The sequence below is a fragment of the Streptomyces sp. NPDC053542 genome (genome assembly GCF_044544685.1).
In the GTDB taxonomy this organism is placed as follows: domain Bacteria; phylum Actinomycetota; class Actinomycetes; order Streptomycetales; family Streptomycetaceae; genus Streptomyces.
Genome location: NZ_JBITXL010000001.1, coordinates 430,460 through 446,730 on the forward strand (window position 1 = coordinate 430,460; position 16,271 = coordinate 446,730).

The 16,271-nt window shown below is 71.9% G+C and carries 17 protein-coding genes; 3 read left to right on the top strand and 14 right to left on the bottom strand.

What is annotated here, in order from left to right; translation table 11 throughout:
• Nucleotides 1-163: 163 nt before the first annotated feature.
• Entirely contained in the window at nucleotides 164-1,129 is a 966-nt protein-coding gene (locus ACIGXO_RS01935) for an LLM class F420-dependent oxidoreductase (protein WP_399779022.1), read from the bottom strand.
• Nucleotides 1,130-1,274: 145 nt separating this feature from the next.
• On the opposite strand from ACIGXO_RS01935, the gene ACIGXO_RS01940 reads away from it, so the two are divergent.
• Both ACIGXO_RS01940 and ACIGXO_RS01945 read left to right on the top strand, forming a co-directional pair.
• Complete coding sequence (locus ACIGXO_RS01940; protein WP_399779024.1) at nucleotides 1,275-2,237, top strand: cation diffusion facilitator family transporter; 963 nt, start codon at nucleotides 1,275-1,277, stop codon at nucleotides 2,235-2,237.
• A 44-nt stretch (nucleotides 2,238-2,281) separates the two neighbouring features.
• Nucleotides 2,282-3,382, top strand: coding sequence for a M20 family metallopeptidase (locus ACIGXO_RS01945; RefSeq protein WP_399779938.1), 1,101 nt, complete (start codon nucleotides 2,282-2,284; stop codon nucleotides 3,380-3,382).
• On the opposite strand, the gene ACIGXO_RS01950 is transcribed toward ACIGXO_RS01945, so the two are convergent.
• The 8 genes from ACIGXO_RS01950 to ACIGXO_RS01985 are packed head-to-tail and all read right to left on the bottom strand — an operon-like array spanning nucleotide 3,379 to nucleotide 10,648.
• Nucleotides 3,379-5,139 (bottom strand): complex I subunit 5 family protein, encoded by a 1,761-nt coding sequence (locus ACIGXO_RS01950; RefSeq protein WP_399779026.1) that lies wholly within the window; start codon nucleotides 5,137-5,139, stop codon nucleotides 3,379-3,381. The two genes, ACIGXO_RS01945 and ACIGXO_RS01950, sit on opposite strands and share 4 nt — an antisense overlap.
• Nucleotides 5,136-5,486 (bottom strand): sodium:proton antiporter, encoded by a 351-nt coding sequence (locus ACIGXO_RS01955; protein WP_031055910.1) that lies wholly within the window; start codon nucleotides 5,484-5,486, stop codon nucleotides 5,136-5,138. Before ACIGXO_RS01955 ends, ACIGXO_RS01950 begins: the two co-directional genes overlap by 4 nt.
• Entirely contained in the window at nucleotides 5,483-6,256 is a 774-nt protein-coding gene (locus ACIGXO_RS01960) for an MnhB domain-containing protein (protein ID WP_399779029.1), read from the bottom strand. The genes ACIGXO_RS01955 and ACIGXO_RS01960 overlap by 4 nt, the downstream gene beginning before the upstream one ends.
• Complete coding sequence (locus tag ACIGXO_RS01965) at nucleotides 6,253-6,537, bottom strand: Na(+)/H(+) antiporter subunit B (RefSeq protein WP_399779030.1); 285 nt, start codon at nucleotides 6,535-6,537, stop codon at nucleotides 6,253-6,255. The genes ACIGXO_RS01960 and ACIGXO_RS01965 overlap by 4 nt, the downstream gene beginning before the upstream one ends.
• Nucleotides 6,530-6,988 (bottom strand): monovalent cation/H+ antiporter complex subunit F, encoded by a 459-nt coding sequence (locus ACIGXO_RS01970; protein WP_399779032.1) that lies wholly within the window; start codon nucleotides 6,986-6,988, stop codon nucleotides 6,530-6,532. The genes ACIGXO_RS01965 and ACIGXO_RS01970 overlap by 8 nt, the downstream gene beginning before the upstream one ends.
• The gene (locus tag ACIGXO_RS01975) at nucleotides 6,985-7,185 is read right to left on the bottom strand and encodes a hypothetical protein (protein WP_399779034.1); all 201 of its coding nucleotides are present in this window, start codon (nucleotides 7,183-7,185) and stop codon (nucleotides 6,985-6,987) included. Before ACIGXO_RS01975 ends, ACIGXO_RS01970 begins: the two co-directional genes overlap by 4 nt.
• Before the next feature lie 51 nt (nucleotides 7,186-7,236).
• On the bottom strand, nucleotides 7,237-9,288 hold the full coding sequence (locus ACIGXO_RS01980; protein WP_399779036.1) for a CocE/NonD family hydrolase: 2,052 nt from the start codon (nucleotides 9,286-9,288) through the stop codon (nucleotides 7,237-7,239).
• Nucleotides 9,289-9,346: 58 nt separating this feature from the next.
• A complete protein-coding gene (locus ACIGXO_RS01985; protein ID WP_399779038.1) occupies nucleotides 9,347-10,648 on the bottom strand; it encodes an acetyl-CoA carboxylase biotin carboxylase subunit family protein in 1,302 nt (433 codons plus the stop codon).
• Between the two features lie 211 nt (nucleotides 10,649-10,859).
• Between ACIGXO_RS01985 and ACIGXO_RS01990 the strand changes: the two genes are divergently transcribed.
• Nucleotides 10,860-11,858, top strand: coding sequence for an aldo/keto reductase family protein (locus ACIGXO_RS01990; RefSeq protein WP_399779040.1), 999 nt, complete (start codon nucleotides 10,860-10,862; stop codon nucleotides 11,856-11,858).
• A 10-nt stretch (nucleotides 11,859-11,868) separates the two neighbouring features.
• Here ACIGXO_RS01990 and hxlB read toward each other — a convergent pair whose 3' ends face one another.
• From hxlB to ACIGXO_RS02015, 5 genes are read right to left on the bottom strand one after another with little or no spacing between them, the layout of a single operon-like run.
• Complete coding sequence (gene hxlB, locus ACIGXO_RS01995) at nucleotides 11,869-12,447, bottom strand: 6-phospho-3-hexuloisomerase (protein ID WP_399779042.1); 579 nt, start codon at nucleotides 12,445-12,447, stop codon at nucleotides 11,869-11,871.
• A gap of 31 nt (nucleotides 12,448-12,478) precedes the next feature.
• Nucleotides 12,479-13,105, bottom strand: a complete 627-nt coding sequence (locus ACIGXO_RS02000) for an orotidine 5'-phosphate decarboxylase / HUMPS family protein (protein WP_399779044.1) — start codon at nucleotides 13,103-13,105, stop codon at nucleotides 12,479-12,481.
• 41 nt (nucleotides 13,106-13,146) lie between these two features.
• Entirely contained in the window at nucleotides 13,147-14,121 is a 975-nt protein-coding gene (locus tag ACIGXO_RS02005) for a sugar kinase (protein ID WP_399779046.1), read from the bottom strand.
• Nucleotides 14,118-14,933: a fumarylacetoacetate hydrolase family protein gene (locus ACIGXO_RS02010; protein ID WP_399779048.1), complete on the bottom strand. Its 816-nt coding sequence runs from the start codon at nucleotides 14,931-14,933 to the stop codon at nucleotides 14,118-14,120. Before ACIGXO_RS02010 ends, ACIGXO_RS02005 begins: the two co-directional genes overlap by 4 nt.
• Nucleotides 14,934-14,940: 7 nt before the next feature.
• The gene (locus ACIGXO_RS02015; RefSeq protein ID WP_399779050.1) at nucleotides 14,941-16,266 is read right to left on the bottom strand and encodes an MFS transporter; all 1,326 of its coding nucleotides are present in this window, start codon (nucleotides 16,264-16,266) and stop codon (nucleotides 14,941-14,943) included.
• Nucleotides 16,267-16,271: the final 5 nt, after the last annotated feature.

A 16,271-nucleotide genomic window follows, 5' to 3' on the forward strand; every position in this document is an offset into this window, starting at 1 on the left:
GTGGTCGGCCGGATGACGGCCGACCACCCCTCTCTCGGCGGCCTGAGCGGCCTCAGCACCGCGATGCGCCGGCGCATGCTCGCGCGCTGGCCGGCGCTTCGGCCGGTCCCGGCGAAGCGGCCGTAGCGAGCGTGCTCCTGCCAGTAGGGCCTCAGCGCCTGTGTCACAACGCGCGGATCTCGTGCAGCAGGTTCTTCTGGGCCCACTCGATGAACGGTTCCTGCTGGTCGCCGCCGATCTGTACGAGGGCGACCTCCGTGAAGCCGGCGTCCGCGTACGCCTTGACCGCCTCCACGAACGTATCGACGTCGTCACCGCACGGAATGGCCTCCGCGATGTCCTCCTTGCGCACGTACTGCGTGGCGCCGCTGAAGCCGGACGGGCCGGGGAGTTCGGCGTTGACGGGCCAGCCGCCGACCATCCAGCGGAACTGGTCGTGCGCCCGGGCGATCGCCGCGTCCCGGTCGGGATCGTAGGAGACCGGGATCTGGCCGACGCGCGGCTTCCCCGTACCGCCGTGCTTGTCGAACATGCGCAGCAGCTCGCTCTTCGGCTCGGTGGCGATGACCAGGTCGGCGAGCCGCCCGGCGACCGCGCAGGAGTACCCGCCGGAGACCGCGACGCCGATCTTCGGCGGCTCCTCGGGCAGGTCCCACAGCACGGCCTGGTCCACGTCGAAATGCTCGCCGTGGTAGGTCACCTCGTCACCGGAGAACAGCGCCCGGATGATCTCGATGGCCTCCTCCAGCTTCTCCAGCCGCACCGGCGCCGTGGGCCAGCCCTGGCCGACGACGTGCTCGTTGAGGTTCTCGCCCGAGCCGAGGCCGAGCCGGAAGCGGCCCTGCGCGAGCAGTTGCATCGTCGCGGCCTTCTGGGCGACGACCGCGGGGTGGTACCGGGTCGTCGGGCACGTCACATAGGTCATCAGCGGAATGCGCGAGGTGGCCTGCGCGGCCGCCCCGAGGACGCTCCAGGCGTACGGGGCGTGGCCCTGCGAGGCCAGCCACGGGAAGTAATGGTCCGAGGTGACCGAGAAATCAAAACCGGCCTGCTCGGCCATTACCACGTGCTCGACCAGTTCGCGCGGACCGGCCTGTTCGGTCATCATCGTGTATCCGACGTCCACCATCGTCACTCACCTTTTCTGCTGGTTGTGGAATCCCCTGCGCAGTTTCCCGGGGTTCCCTTTCATCGAACCGGGTACACGCTCCGTTGATGTGTATTGCGGATCTCCCGGAACCTCCGCGTCCCCCGAACGGCGGCGGTGAATCACGGTGAATCGAAAGAAGTCCGACGGCCGGACCCGGGTGACGGTCTTCGTGGCGCTCGCCGCCAATCTCGTCATCGCGGTCGCAAAGGCGGTCGGCGGTCTGCTCTCCGGCTCGCCCGCGCTGCTGTCCGAGGCCGCGCACTCCGTCGCCGACAGCCTGAACGAGCTGTTCCTGCTCGCCGCGCTGCGCCGCAGCCGCCGCCCCGCCGACCGCCGCCACCCCTTCGGCTACGGCATGGAGCGGTACTTCTGGGCGCTGCTGGCCGCGGTCGGCATCTTCGTGATGGGCGGCTGCTTCTCCTTCTTCCAGGGGGTCAGCGCGCTGCACGAGGGCTCGCAGGAGTCGCCCAGCGGCTATACGGCGGGGCTGATCGTGCTCGGCGTGGCCTTCGTCGCCGAGGGAAGTTCGCTGGTCAGGGCGGTGTACCAGCTGCGCGTGCAGAAGGACGGCGGCGGCGATCCGGCGCTGCGCACGGTCCTCGCGGAGGACGGCGCCGCGGTGCTCGGCGTGCTGCTGGCGGCGGCCGGGATGGTGCTGCACCTGCTCACGGGCGAGGTGGTGTGGGAGGCGTCGGCGTCGTTCGCGATCGGGCTGCTGCTGGTGTACGTGGCGTACCGGCTCGGCAAGGAGGCGCGCGACCATCTGATCGGTGAGTCGGTCGATGCGGGGCTGCGGGAGAACATCCGGGAGCTGCTGATCGGGCAGCCGGAGGTGGACAACGTGGCGGAGCTGCTGACGATGCGGCTCGGGGAGGAGTCCTGGCTGCTGGCGGCCCGGATCGACCTGGCGCCGGGGCTGGACAGCGAGCGGGTGGAGCTGGTGTGCGTACGGATCAAGCGCGAGGTCGAGCGCACCTGGCCGCAGGCCGACCATGTCTTCCTGGACATCACGGAGGCCCCGGCCGGCTCCCCCAGCGGCTCGTCGGCATGGGAGGCGCCGGCGGCGGACGGGAGGGGCGGGGGCTAGGTCACCGGCCCTTCGCGGTGTGCCCATAGGCTGGCCGCATGATGATGCACCAGGCCGTTCCCGTGCGTGTGGACGCGATGCTCGATGATCTCAGGACGCTCGTCGAAGTCGAGTCGCCGTCGCGCGATGTCGCTGCCCTGACGGCATCGGCCAAGGCTGTCGCCGCGGTCATCGAGAGCCGCCTCGGCGGGCAGGCCGCCCTCGTCGAGAGCGAGGCCGGGCCGCATGTCCACTGGTCGGGCGGTGGCGATCCCCGTGTACTGATCCTCGGTCACCACGACACGGTGTTTCCGCTGGGCACCCTTGCGCGCCGGCCGTTCGGGGTCGAGGGCGGGCGGGCGACCGGTCCCGGGGTCTTCGACATGCTCGGCGGTCTGGTGCAGGCGATTCATGGCGTGGCGGCGCTGGACGACCGCTCGGGTGTGGAGATCCTGGTGACCGCCGACGAGGAGGTCGGCTCCCGTTCCTCCCGCGCCCTTCTCGAAGAGCGGGCCCTGGCCTGTGGCGCTGTGCTCGTACTGGAGGGCGCTGCTGAGGGCGGCGCCCTCAAGACCGGCCGCAAGGGCTGCGGGACGTTCCAGGTGTCGATCGCGGGCCGGGCCTCGCACGCCGGCCTGGAGCCCGCGGCCGGCATCAACGCCCTGGTCGAGGCGGCACACCAGGTACTGGACATCGCGGCGCTCGGCCGGCCCGAGATCGGCACAACCGTCACCCCGACCGTCGCGTCCGCCGGCACCCTGGACAACGTCGTCCCCGCCGAGGCCACCCTCACCGTCGACGTCCGCGTCGAGTCGGCCGACGAGAAGGAACGCATCGAATCCGCGTTCGCGGCACTGGCCCCGCATCTCGAAGGGGCGGAGATCACGGTCGAGGGAGCCGTCGGCCGTCCCCCGATGCCCGAGGCGGCGTCGGCCCAACTCTTCGCGCTGGCGCAGCAGTTGCTGCCCGGCATCGAAGGAACCGCGGTCGGCGGCGGCAGCGACGGCAACTTCACGGCCGCGCTCGGGGTGCCGACGCTCGACGGCCTGGGAGCGGTCGGCGGCGGCGCACACGCGGATCACGAGTACCTGGTGGTCGACGCCATGGCGGAGCGGGCGAACCTTGTCACCGGCCTGGTGAAGTCCCTCCAGGACACGGGGGCTTAGAGGACTCCCGACAACGCCAGCGCCCCCAGCAGTGCCGTCCCCGCGACGGTCCAGGCGACATAGTCGCCGATGTGGCCGGAGTGGAGGCGGCGCAGTGGGTCGATCCAGTGGCGGCTGCGGGTGTGCTGGGGGCGGCGGACGGCGAGGACCGCGAGGGCGGTGGCGAGGGCCGCGGAGAGTACGCCGAGCAGCAGTCCGGCGGCCGACCAGTGCGGTGGTACGGGGACCACGGTCACCCCGGCCGTCGCCTCGTCCGCCGCGCTCCCCACCGCGGCGCGGACGGCCGGTACCACGCCCACCAGGACCGCCCCGGCGAGCAGTGCACCCGGGACGGCCAGCATGGTGTCGGGGACCCGGGTCAACTGCTGTTCGGTCTCCGGCTGTTCGCGTTCGCCGCTGGTCTCGCACTCCGCGTCGTCCGCCGGGGCCGGGCCGAGGCCGCCGAAGACGCGGGCGGCGACGCGCAGTACCGCTCCCCCGGTGACCGCGGAGACGAGGACGAAGACGGCGGTGAGCCAGGGCCCCGCGGCCTCTTCCGTGACGGCCTTGCCCAGCCCCGTACCGAACGGCGGCAGCCCGGCGAGCGCCAGTCCGCCCACGACGAAGTAACCGGCGGTCAGGCGTAGTTCGGTGGCGCGGCCGTGCAGTTCGTACTCGTCGATGGAGCCGTAGCGGTCCAGCAGGATGCCCGCGCACGCGAAGAGCGCCGCCTTCACGCCCGCGTGCCCGAGGACGTACAGCGCGATGCCGCCCGTCGCCTCGGGCTTCAGCAGTCCGAGGCCGATGAGGAAGAGGCCGGTGTGGGCGACCGTGGAGTAGGCCAGCAGCCGTTTGACGTGGCGCTGGTACCAGCACATGACCGCGCCGACGGCGGCGGAGAGCACGCCGAAGGTGAGGAGGGTGCGGGTGACGGCTTCGGGCGGGATGCCGCCGGGGCCGGCGAAGACCGTCCAGTACACGCGTGCCGTGCCGTACACGCCGAGTTCGACCATGACGCCGGAGAGCAGCATGCACACCGGGGTCGGCGCCACGGCGTGCGCGTCGGGGAGCCAGAAGTGGAAGGGGACGGCGGCGGCCTTGACGAGCAGGCCGGTGAGGAGGAGGACGAAGGCGGCGAGGACGAGTGCGTCGGGGCCGCCGCGGGCGTCGAGCGCGGAGCCGATGTGCCGCATGGCGAGCTCGCCGGTGCGGGAGTACAGCAGGCCGATGCCCAGCAGCATGGCGTAGGCGCCGAGGGAGTTGACGACGCCGAAGGTGAGGCCGCCCTGGACGGCCTTGGCGGCTTCCACGCGGTATCCGGTCAGCGCGTAGGCGACGACGCCCATGAGTTCGAAGAAGACGAAGGCGTTGAAGAGGTCGCCGGTGAGGACGAAGCCGCACATGCCGGCCTGGAAGAGGAGTACCAGGGCGGGGAAGGAGCCGGCGTGTTTGTGCGGGGGTTCGTCGAAGTAGCGCCAGGAGTAGACGAGGACGGCGAGGACGAGGAGGGAGACGAGCGCCGCCATGCCGAGGGCGAGGTGGTCGGCGTGCAGGACGATGCCGACGCTGTGCCCGTGGCGCGGGGTCCAGCCGCCGACCCATTCGATCACCGGGGAGGGGGCGGCGAGCAGGAGGTAGAGCGTGAGGGCCGCGGTGGCGGCGGCGACGGCGCCGCCGACGGCCTCCGCGACGACGCGCGGCACGAAGCGGCCTGCGGCAACGAGGAGGGCGGCGCCCAGCAGCGGTCCCGCGACGGCCAGCGGCAGCAGGTGGTTCATCCGCGCAGCTCCGACAGTTCGTCCGGGTCGAGGGTGTGGTGCCGTTTGGCGACCTGTATGACCAGGGCGAGGAGGAGGGCCGTGACGGTGGCGCCGACGACGACGTCGGTGAGGGCGAGGGCCTGGACGACCGGGTCGACGACGGCGCGCGCGCCGGGGGTGAAGTCGGCGAAGACCGGTGAGGTGCCGCCCTTGCGGTAGCCGACGGCGAGCAGCAGGACGTAGGTGGCGGCCTGGCAGACGGCCAGGCAGCCGACGGCGTGGATGAGGTTGCGGCTGGTGGCGAGGCCGTAGCAGCCGACGAGGAAGACCCACGCGGCGACCAGGTAGGGCAGTACGTCCATCATGTGCGTTTCCCTTCCGCTTCCCCTCCCCGCTCCCGTTCTCCTTCGCCTTCGATCTCGACGGCCTGGTCCAGGAAGCGGGCGAGGAGCACGACGACCGCGCAGGCGACTTCCATCCCGATGGCGGCGTTGAGCAGCGGTACGGTGCCGCCGGAGGAGAGGGTGTTGAACGTGCCGTGCGGCAGGATCGTGTTGGCGAGGTAGGAGGACCCGGCCAGCAGTCCGGCGACGCCGATGACGAGGTACGCGGCTTCGCCGGCCGCGTCGCCGACTTCGAAGAGGCCGAGGGGGCGGATGCGTTCCAGCGCGCGGTAGTCCACGGCGATGTACAGCAGGTGCAGCGCGGTGGCCGCGACCACGCCGCCCTGGAAGCCGCCGCCGGGGGTGAGCTGGCCGTGGGCGACGACGTAGAGCCCGGCGACGACCGTGACGGGCAGCAGGACGAGGGCGTAGCGGCGTACGGGTGCCGCGACGTCGGCCGGTGCGGGATCGACGTGGCGTTCGTCGCGGGCCTGGCGCAGCAGGACGACGGTGCCGAGGACGGCGCCGAAGAGGATGGTCTCCTCGCCGAGGGTGTCGAAGGCGCGCTGGTCGAAGTTGACGGCGGCGACCGCGTTGGCCGTCTGCCGGGCCAGTGCTTCGCGGACGGCGCGGTCGCCGTAGGGGTGGAAGTCGGTACCGAAGGCGGGGAGCCGGAAGGCGGCGGCGACCAGCAGCGCCGCTGTGCCCGCGAGCCCGAGCAGGAGCACCCACATCCGCAGCCGTCGGTTCATGTGCCGCCCTCCTCGGCTTGTTCTTCCGCGCGTACCTCGTCGAGGGAGCGGCGGCGGGCCTTGCGTACGGACAGCAGGATCAGCAGGGGCGTCAGCGCAGATCCGACGGCGAGCTGGGAGAGGGCGACGTCGGGGGCCTGCAGGACGGTGAAGAGCAGGGTGAGGGTGAGGCCGAGGACGGAGAGGACCAGGGCCTGGCGGGCCGGGTCGCGGACCGCGACGGCGGCGGTCGCGGTGGCCGCGACCAGCAGCAGCGCCAGGGCGATCAGTACGTCAGCCATGGTCGTCCGCCTCCTTCGGGCGAGCACCGGCCAGCGCTTTGGAGGAGATGAGGTTGCCGCCGACCAGGATCGCGCCGATGAGCAGGAGTTTGACCAGGGAGCGGCCGGGGCCCTCGGCGACGCACAGCGGCAGGACGACGGCCGCGGTGGCGAGCACCGCGAAGGCTTTGGTGAGCGGTCCCTGCTGCGGGTCGTCGCCCATCTCGGGTCCGAGGAGCCGGGCGTACACGAGGGTGCCGACCGGGCCGAGGAGAGCGACGACCAGGGCCACGTCGGTGTACGGCGGGCGGGCGTAGCCGCGGGCGAGCAGCAGCAGGACGAGGCAGACGAGCAGCGTGCCGGTGTTCTGGGCGGCGACGCGGCGGCGCAGCGGTCCGGTGGCCACGCACCACAGGACCGGGCCGAGGCCGGCCACCATCAGGACGGCGGCGGCCACCAGCCAGGCGTTCACCGGTCGGTCACCGCCCGGCGGGCGGCCGCGGCGGCTGCCGCGCCGGCCAGTGAGACCAGGCCGCCCACGAGGATCTCGAGGGCGTCGACCGTGCTGATCAGGAACAGCCAGAGGGCGAAGAGCGCCGCCCACCACACGGCCACCTCGACCACGCCGCTCACCCGGCCCCACGCCATGCCGCCATCAAAACACCGCATGTCCGCCCCTTTCCGTCGACGCGCGGGACGGGTACCCCGTGGTACCCCGGGTCACAGGGAGTCGCGCGGGAGCGTCTCGTTCCAGGTGCGGGAGAAGACCCGGCGGTCGCTCTCGTAGCCGTCGAGGGTGGCGTCGATGCAGAAGCAGTCCTCGCTGGACCACAGGGTGGTGTGGGTGACGACGTGCACGTCCCAGTCGCCGCGCCGAAAACGCATGGTCCAGGTCGATTCGCCGCGTACGGAGGTGAAGTCGTCGGCGACGGAGGTGTACCGCTCGTACGCGCGGCGGCCGACGTCGATCCCCGGCTGCTCGTACCGCACCAGCCCCGCGTCCTTCACGATCTCCAGCTCGTTGTTGTAGTTGACCAGGTCGCGTTTGACGTCCCAGCGCTGCTCCTTGGGCAGCAGCTGGGTGGCCGGGACCGGCTCGGTGCCCTCGGGCTCGCCGAAGGCGGGGTCGGGCACGTCGTCCGGTACGTCGGTGGGGCGGACCGGCAGTGTGAGGGTGCTGGTCCCCTCGTAGACGCTCAGCCGGACCGGGCGGGGCGGCGGCCAGGCCAGCGGCCAGTAGGAGGTGGAGAGCGAGAGGCGGAGGCGGTGGCCGGCCGGGAACGCCTGTGCGGTGCAGTTGAGCTGGACGGTGGCGCGGTAGCGGCGGCCCGGTTCGAGGGGCTGCGGTTCACCGCTGCCGTCCCGCCGGGTGAGGTTGAGCAGGCCGTACGTCACGCGGGTGGCGCCGCCGTCGGGGGCCACGTCGGAGAGCCGGGCGGCGACCATGGCGACGGGCTCGGAGGCGGAGACCTCCAGCTCGACGGTGGCGGTGCCCATGATCTCCAGGCGTTCGGTGAGCGGCTCGGTGTCGAAGACGAGGGAGCCGCCGTCCTCCTCGCGCTGGTCGTACGGCAGGTCGGGCGGCGCGTTGTAGGAGGCCCATTTGCCGGCGAACTGACCGACGGACAGCGGGGATTCGACGGTCAGCGCGTCACCTCTGATCGCGTCGTCGTCCTGCTTCTCCGCGTCCTCCGTCCGTGCCGGGCCGATGCGGTGCCGGCTGAGGGGATGGACGCTCGACTTGATGCGCGGCGAGGGCCAGACGGGCTCGCCGACCCACCGCCCCGGCCGCTCCTCGTACGAGGTGGAGGGCGGCATGCTGTCCTGTATCCAGGTGCGCAGCATGGGGCCGTCCATGGCGCCGTTGTCGGCGCCCTTGAGCCAGTGATCCCACCAGCGCACGACTTCCTGGAGGTAGCCGATGGCGGGGCCGGGCTCGCCGAGGTGCGGGAACTTGTGCGACCAGGGACCGATGAGTCCCTTGCGCGGCACGTCGAGGTTGCTCAGCAGCCGGCACACGGCGTTGGAGTAGCCGTCCGCCCAGCCGCTGGAGGCGAGGACGGGGACTTGTACGGCGTCGTAGTTCTCGCAGACCGAGGCGTGCCGCCAGTAGTCGTCGCGGCGCTGGTGGCGCAGCCATTCCAGGGCCCAGGGGCGGCTGGCCTCCAGCCGTTCGTGCCACATGTCGCGCCAGCGGTCGCCGACGACCTCCGGGTCGGGCGGGCAGGTGGCGTAGGCGAACATGGTGCCGGCCTCGGCGAGGTTGTCCGAGAGCAGCGTGCCGCCCATGTAGTGCATGTCGTCGGAGTAGCGGTCGTCGGTGAAGGACGCGATGACGATGGCGCGCAGGCTTTCGGGCTGCCGGGCGGCGACCTGGAGCGCCGCGAAGGCGCCCCAGGAGATGCCCATCATGCCGGTGTTCCCGTCGCACCACGGCTGCGCGGCGATCCAGGCCAGTACCTCTTCGGCGTCGGCCTGTTCCTGTTCCAGGTACTCGTCCAGCAGGACGCCCTCGGAGTCGCCGGTGCCGCGGATGTCGACGCGGACGCAGGCGTAGCCGTGTCCGGCGAGGTAGGGGTGGTGGATCGAGTCCCGGACGGAGGTGAGATCCCGCTTGCGGTACGGGATGTACTCCAGGATCGCCGGTACCGGTTCTCCGTCGGAGGTGACGGGGCGCCAGATCCGCGCGGAGAGCCGGGTGCCGTCGGCCATGGGGATCGCGACGTGGTCCTCTTCCTTCGTCGCGTGGGGCAGGTCGCTCACGAATTGCATGCGGCTGCCGTGCTCCTTTCCGGTGTGCCGGTGCGCTCGCCGCGCCGACGGGCCGTGCTCACTCGTTCTGGTCCTCCGGCGGCGGGGTGCCCTCGAAGCTGACGTTGAGGGCCGCCACGCACTGGTCGTACTTCTCGGTCATCTCGTCCACGCTGTCGGCGCCGGTGAAGATGTGCGCCAGTTCGCAGCTGTAGCTGTCCTGCTGCGGCGCGTCGGAGAGACGCTTTCCCGGTTCCGGCACCACGTCGATGCGGACGCCGGGGATCTTCTCCTCGATGCGTTCGATCTCCTCCGGGGAGGGCACGTCCTGGACCACCGCGTCGGTGAACCAGCGGTAGTACCACTTCGCGGCCTTGCGGTACGGGCCTTCGCCCTGCGGCAGCCGGGGGTCCTTGCCGAGGGCGAGGCTGACCATGCAGTGGTGGTTCGGCACGCCGTCGACGTAGTGGAACATCTGCGCGTGCGACTGCGAATGCCGGGGGTTGATCTCCAGCAGATTGATCGCGTCGGTGTGCGGGTCGTAGAAGAACTCAATACTGAAGGTGGCCGATTCCATGCCGATCTGGCGCATCACCCGCTCGCTGGCGATCCGCAGCCGCTGGACGACGTCCGCGGGCAGCGTGGAGGGGTACTGGTGGCGCAGGAAAGAGGAGGAGTCCGGGTAATTGATGGAGTCCAGCGTCCCGTAGACGACGACCTCGCCATTGAGGACATAGCCCTCGACGGCCACCTGGATTCCCGAAATGGCCTCCTCGGCAAGGCAGACCTGGGCGCCGACCCCGGCCATTTCCGGAGGCAGCTCGACGCGCTCCAGAATGTATTCGAAGGGGCGCCCCACCCGGTGGATACCCTCCCGGATTTTCGCCACCGCCTCCTTGAATTCTTCCTCGTTCTTGACGCCGTAGGCCAGCTCCGACGAATACGACAGGGCGGGCTTGAGCCACATCGGGAAGCGCACGCCCTCGGGCGGCTGCGGATCGTCCGCCGTGAGGTCGACCCGGCCGAATCGCGGGTGCTCGTCGATGACCTTCTGCTGTTCCAGCCGGCTCCAGTATTTGTGCTCGCACTTGACGATGGACTCCAGGCTGGTACTACGCGTTCCGTACCGCTCGCCCAGCATCGGTACGAGAGTGCTCGCGGGAAAGTCCCAGTAGGTCACGATGGCGTCGATGCTGCCTTCGAAGGCGTCCAGGATGCCGTACGCCTTTTCCAGGAGCTGCGGCACGGAAACCTCGCCGACCTGCAGTTCCTCGGGAGTGAGCAGGCCGTGGAACGTGTATTCCGCGGCGTCGGGAAGAGCCTGCAGCTCAGCCAGGTTTCCCTCGTCCAGACCGACGACAAAGATATTCTTCCTACTCAAGGGACCTCCTTTTGTCTTGGCGCTGGGGGCCCGGTTACCCGTCCTTCTACCGTGCGACGGCCGCCCGAGTCATCACAGACACGCACGAAGGCCGGCGCGCCACGCGCCTGCCTCGGGATCGTTCGCCGAGTACCCACGCCACGGGAGTCATGCAGCCGGGGGGCAGGATGGTGCCGGAGGGGCAGAAGTCCTACAGAGGAGAGCTGACACCGTGGAATACCGCCGTCTGGGCCGCAGTGGCCTGACCATCAGCGAGATCGCGTACGGCAACTGGCTCACGCACGGCTCGCAGGTGGCGCAGGACGCGGCCACCGCCTGCATCCGTGCCGCGCTGGACGCGGGCATCACGACCTTCGACACCGCCGACGTCTACGCCGAGACCCGCGCCGAGTCCGTGCTCGGCGCCGCGCTCCAGGGCGAGCGGCGCGAGGGGCTGGAGATCTTCACCAAGGTCTACTTCCCGACCGGCACCGGCCGGAACGACCGGGGCCTGGGCCGCAAGCACATCATGGAGTCCATCGAGGGGTCGCTGCGCCGCCTGCGGACCGACTACGTCGACCTGTACCAGGCCCACCGCTACGACCACAGCACCCCGCTGGAGGAGACCATGGAGGCGTTCGCCGACGTGGTCCACTCCGGCAAGGCGCACTACATCGGCGTCTCCGAGTGGACCGCCGACCAGCTGCGCGCGGGCCACGCCCTCGCCCGCGAGCTGCACATCCCGCTGATCTCCAACCAGCCGCAGTACTCCGCGCTGTGGCGGGTCATCGAGGACGAGGTGGTGCCGGCCAGTGAGGAGCTGGGCATCGGCCAGATCGTCTGGTCGCCGATCGCCCAGGGCGTGCTGACCGGCAAGTACCTCCCGGGCACGCCACTGCCCATCGGGACCCGCGCCACGGACGAGAAGGGCGGCGCCACCTTCGTCGCGCGCTGGCTGCGGGACGAGGTCCTGGAGCGCGTCCAGCAGCTCAAGCCGCTCGCGGAGCAGGCCGGCCTCTCGCTCGCCCAGCTCGCGGTGGCCTGGGTCCTGCAGAACTCCAACGTCTCCGCCGCCATCATCGGCGCCTCCCGGCCCGAGCAGGTCACGGAGAACGTCAAGGCGGCGGGCGTGACGCTGGAGCCGGAGGTCCTCAAGGCCGTCGACACCATCCTGGAGCCGGTCGCCGTCCGCGACCCGCGGCTGACGGCCGGCTACCAGACGGGGAACTGACCCCGGGCGCTCACTCCGTGTTGGCGTGTGCCGTGCGGGCGCGTTCGTTGTCGACCTCCAGGAGGTTCGCGAGGCGGAGCGCCACGACGTCCAGGGTGACGTGGGTGGCCTGGTCGAAGAGGCTGGACAGCGGCTGGACGCTGGGCGCCTCGCCGGGCCGCCGGTACTTCGTCGCGGCGGGCAGCAGCAGGACGGTGGCGGCCAGGGCGCCGAGCGGGGAGTCCGGCGCGGTGGTCACGGCGTGCACCTCGGCGCCGGCCTTGACGGCCGCCTCGGCCACCCGCACGGTCCCGGCCGTGGTCCCCGACCCGGAGACCGCGACGACGGTGTCACCTGCGGCGACGGCCGGGGTGGTGGTCTCGCCGACGACATGCACGGGCAGGCCCAGATGCATCAGCCGCATGGCGAACGCCTTGGCCATGAATCCGGAGCGGCCCTCACCGGCCACGAAGATCCGGCGGGCGCGGAGCAGGACGGTGGCGAGTGTGTCGAGGGAGGCGGCGTCGACCGAGGCGAGCACCCCGCGCATTTCCTTCTGCACGGTCTCCAGGAGGGCTGCGGCGGCAGGGAGTTCGTCGTTGCTGGGCATGAAGCGGTTCCTTACGTCCGGTGTACGGGTGTCAGCGGCCGGCGGCCGCGGCGAGGGCGCGGGCCGCCGCTTCGGGGTCGGCGGCCGCCGTCACCGCCGAGCCGACGATGACGCGGATGTCGTCGGGGCCGGTGAAGGCGGGCAGGTCGGCGGCGGTCAGGCCGCCCGCGACGGCGACCCGGCGGCCCTGCCGCCAGGGCCCGAGCAGGTCGGCGGGGTTGCCGCCGGCCCGCTGGGCGTCCTTGCCGACGTGTGCGGCCAGCACGACGTCGGCCGGGAGCCGGGCGGCGAGGGCCGTCCGCCGCTCCTCGGTGGTCTGCATCAGGTCGACCACGGTCTCGGCGCCGCGCCCGGCGGCGACGCGTACGGCGGCGTCCAGGGTCGCGTCGGCGGCGGCGCCGAGGACGGTCGCGGAGGCGGCCCCCGCGTCGTACGCGAGCGTGAACTCGAACACCGCGTCGTCGGCGGTCTTCAGGTCGGCCAGTACGGGGACCTTCCCGGCCGCCGCGGCCACCTCGGTCACGGCGCGCATCCCGAAGTGCTTGATCAGTGAGGTGCCGACCTCGATCCAGTCGGCGTGCGGCGCGACGGCCTCGGTGAGCCGGACCGCCCGTTCCAGGGGCATCCGGTCCAGGGCGATCTGCAGCTGTACGGCCATGGGGCCAACTCCTCGTATTTCTCGGTCTGTTCAGGGGTGGTTCAGGCGGCCGCGTGGGTGCGGAGGAAGGTCTCCAGCCGGGCGCGGGTGGGCAGGCCGTCCCGGTCGCCGTGGCTGGTGGTGGCGAGCGCGCCCACGGCGGCGGCCCGGGCGAGGGCCTGCCGCGGGCCGAGGCCGTCCAGGTGGGCGCTGATCAGCCCGGCCGCGAAGCCGTCGCCCGCGCCCACGGTGTCGACGGTCCGTACGGGGAGGACGCGCTGCGTCCACGTCCCGCCCGTGCGGTCGTACAGCGTGGCGCCGCGTGCCCCGTCCTTCAGTACGACGCGGCGCACGCCGCGCGCCAGGTACCAGCCGGCCACGTCGGCCGGGTCCTGCGCCCCGGTGAGCAGCCGCCCCTCGCCCAGTCCCGGCAGTACCCAATCGGCAAGAGCCGCCAGGTCGTTGACGGTCCGCACCATCTCGGCACGGTCGGGCCAGAGCGCGGGGCGCAGGTTCGGGTCGAAGGAGATGCTGAGCCCGGCGTCGCGGGCCGCGGCCATGGCGCGGTGGGTGAAGGCGCGCGCGGTGGGTGACAGGGCGGCGGGGATGCCGGTCACGTGGAGGTGGCGGGCGCCGCGTATGTAGGCGTCGGCGGCCTCCGAAGGCGCGAGGCGGCTGCCGGCGGAGTGCTTGCGGAAGTACACCACCTCCGGGTCGCCCTCGGTGACGCGGCTCTTGAGCTGGAAGCCGGTGCGGGCCTCGGGGTCCACGGTCACCTGGGCGGTGTCCACGCCTTCGGCGCGCAGGGCGGCGAGGGCGTGGGCGCCGAGCGGGTCGTCGCCGACGCGGCCCACCCAGCCGGCGGTGTGGCCGAGGCGGACGAGTCCGGTGGCGACGTTGATCTCGGCGCCGGCGAGGGAGCGGGTGTAGTGGGTGACGTCGGCCAGCGGTCCGTCGTCGGCGGCGACGAGCATGCCCATGACCTCGCCGAAGGTCACCACGTCGAGGCGGGCCGGCGGAAGGGGGCTGGGGGTCAACGGGGGCCTCCGGCGTGGACAGGGGTGGTCAGGGTGCCGATGCCGGCGACGGTGGCGGCCGCGTGGCCGCCCGCGCGGAGCGGGCCGTACTCGCCGGGGGCGCCGGTGAGGATCACGTCGCCGGGGCCGAGCGGCAGAAAGCCACCGAGGTAGCAGAGGATCTCGGCGACGCCGCGGGCGAGTTCGCGGGTCGAGACGGGGCGCAGGGGTACGCCGTGGAGGGCGAGCGCCACCTCGGTGTCGTCGGGTTCCGGGAGCTCGGTCTCGATCCAGGGGCCTAGCGGGGTGAAGCCGGGGTGGCCCTTGGCCGAGGTCCACAGCGGGTCGTCGCGTTGCAGGTCGCGGGCGGTGATGTCGTTGGCGACGGTCCAGCCGAAGACGGTGCGCAGGACGGTGTCGGGGGTGTGTCCGGCGGGCGAGGCGGCGAGGACGACGGCGAGTTCGGCCTCGGCGTCGACGCGGCCGATGCCGTCGGGGAGGTGCACCGGCTCGTCCGGGCCGATGACGGAGCGGGCGGGCTTGAGGAATGCCTGGGGCGGCAGTTCGCGGTCGGCCGGCCCGGTGTTGTGGGCCATGCCGACGACCGTGCGCGGCTGGACGGGGGCGAGCAGCCGGACCTCGGCGAGGGGCAGGCGGGGGCCGAGGCGGACGGGTTCCCGGCGGGCGGCGACCGGGGAGACGGGCGCCGCCCGGCCGGCGGCACCGTCCGCCGCTTCCCCGGCCCCGAAGGGGTCGGCGATGACCTCGGCGGTGTCTCCGTCGAGTACGGCGTGTGCGATGCCGCCGGCGTGGGCGATTCGGGCGATGCGCATGCTGCTGTCAGGCGTCCTTCGTGAGGGGTGCCGGCCGCGGCACCGGGGCGGTGTCGGCCCGGGGTGCCCTTACCGCGAACATCAGCGCGGCGGCGAGTACGAGGCAGCCGGCCATCGTGAGGAACGAAGCGGCGGTGGAGCCGGTCACGTCGTTCAGCGTGCCGATCAGGTAGCTGCCGGCGAAGCCGCCGAGCGCGCCGAAGGAGTTGATGAGGCCGACGGCGGCGGCGCTCAGCTTCTGCGGCAGCAGTTCGGGGATGGTGGCGAAGTACGGGCCGTACGGCGCGTACATGCCGGCCGCGGCGATGCACAGCAGCGGGTACGACAGCCAGAACGCGTCGCCGAGCAGATAGGAGCCGTAGAAGCCGGCGGCGCCGAGCAGCAGCCAGGGCCAGACGTACCGGCCGCGGGAGCCGGCGCGGTCGGAGGCGCGGCTGTTCCAGAGCATCGCGGCGCAGGCGAAGAGGTACGGCAGCGCGGAGATCAGTCCGGTGAGGCCGATGCCTTCGTCGCTGCCGGCGCGGACGATGGAGGGAAGCCAGAAGACGAAGCCGTAGACGCCGAGGCTCCACAGGAAGTACTGGAGGGAGAGCAGGACGACGTTGCGGGAGCGGAGCGCGGCGAGGTAGCTGCCGCCGGCCGGCAGCCGCCCCTGTTCGGCGGCGAGGGCGCCCTCCAGCGCGGTGCGCTCCTCGGGCGTGAGCCACTTGGCGTCGCGCGGGTGGTCGTCGATGCACTTGTGGAAGACGAACGCCCAGATCAGGGCCGGTACGCCCTGGGCGATGAACATGCCGTGCCAGCCGACCCATTCGACGAGGTAGCCGGAGACGACGGTGAGCCACAGGACGGTGGCGGGGTTGCCGAGGATGAGCCAGGTGTTGGCGCGGCCGCGCTCGCGGGCGGTGAACCAGTGGGTGATGTGGATGACCATCGCGGGCAGTACGGCGGCTTCGGAGACGCCGAGCAGGAAGCGCACCGCCATCAGCACGCGCACGTCGGGGATCAGGCCCTGCGCGGTGGCGAGCAGCCCCCACAGCACCAGGCACCACACGATGAGCTTCTTGACGCTCCGTCGCTCGGCATAGATGGCGCCGGGGATCTGGAAGGCGAAGTAGCCGAGGAAGAAGAGCGAGCCGAGCAGGGCCGAGACGGACCCCGTGATGTGCAGGTCGTCGGCCATGCCGCCGGCGGCGGCCACGGAGAAGTTGGAGCGTTCGAGGTAGGCGAAGCTGTAGGTCACGAAGACCACGGGCATCAGCCGGGTCCAGCGCCGGCGGCTGAGGGCGGCGACGGCGGGCGCGGGTGCGGCGGCCGGGGGCTGCGGGGTCGACATCCAGG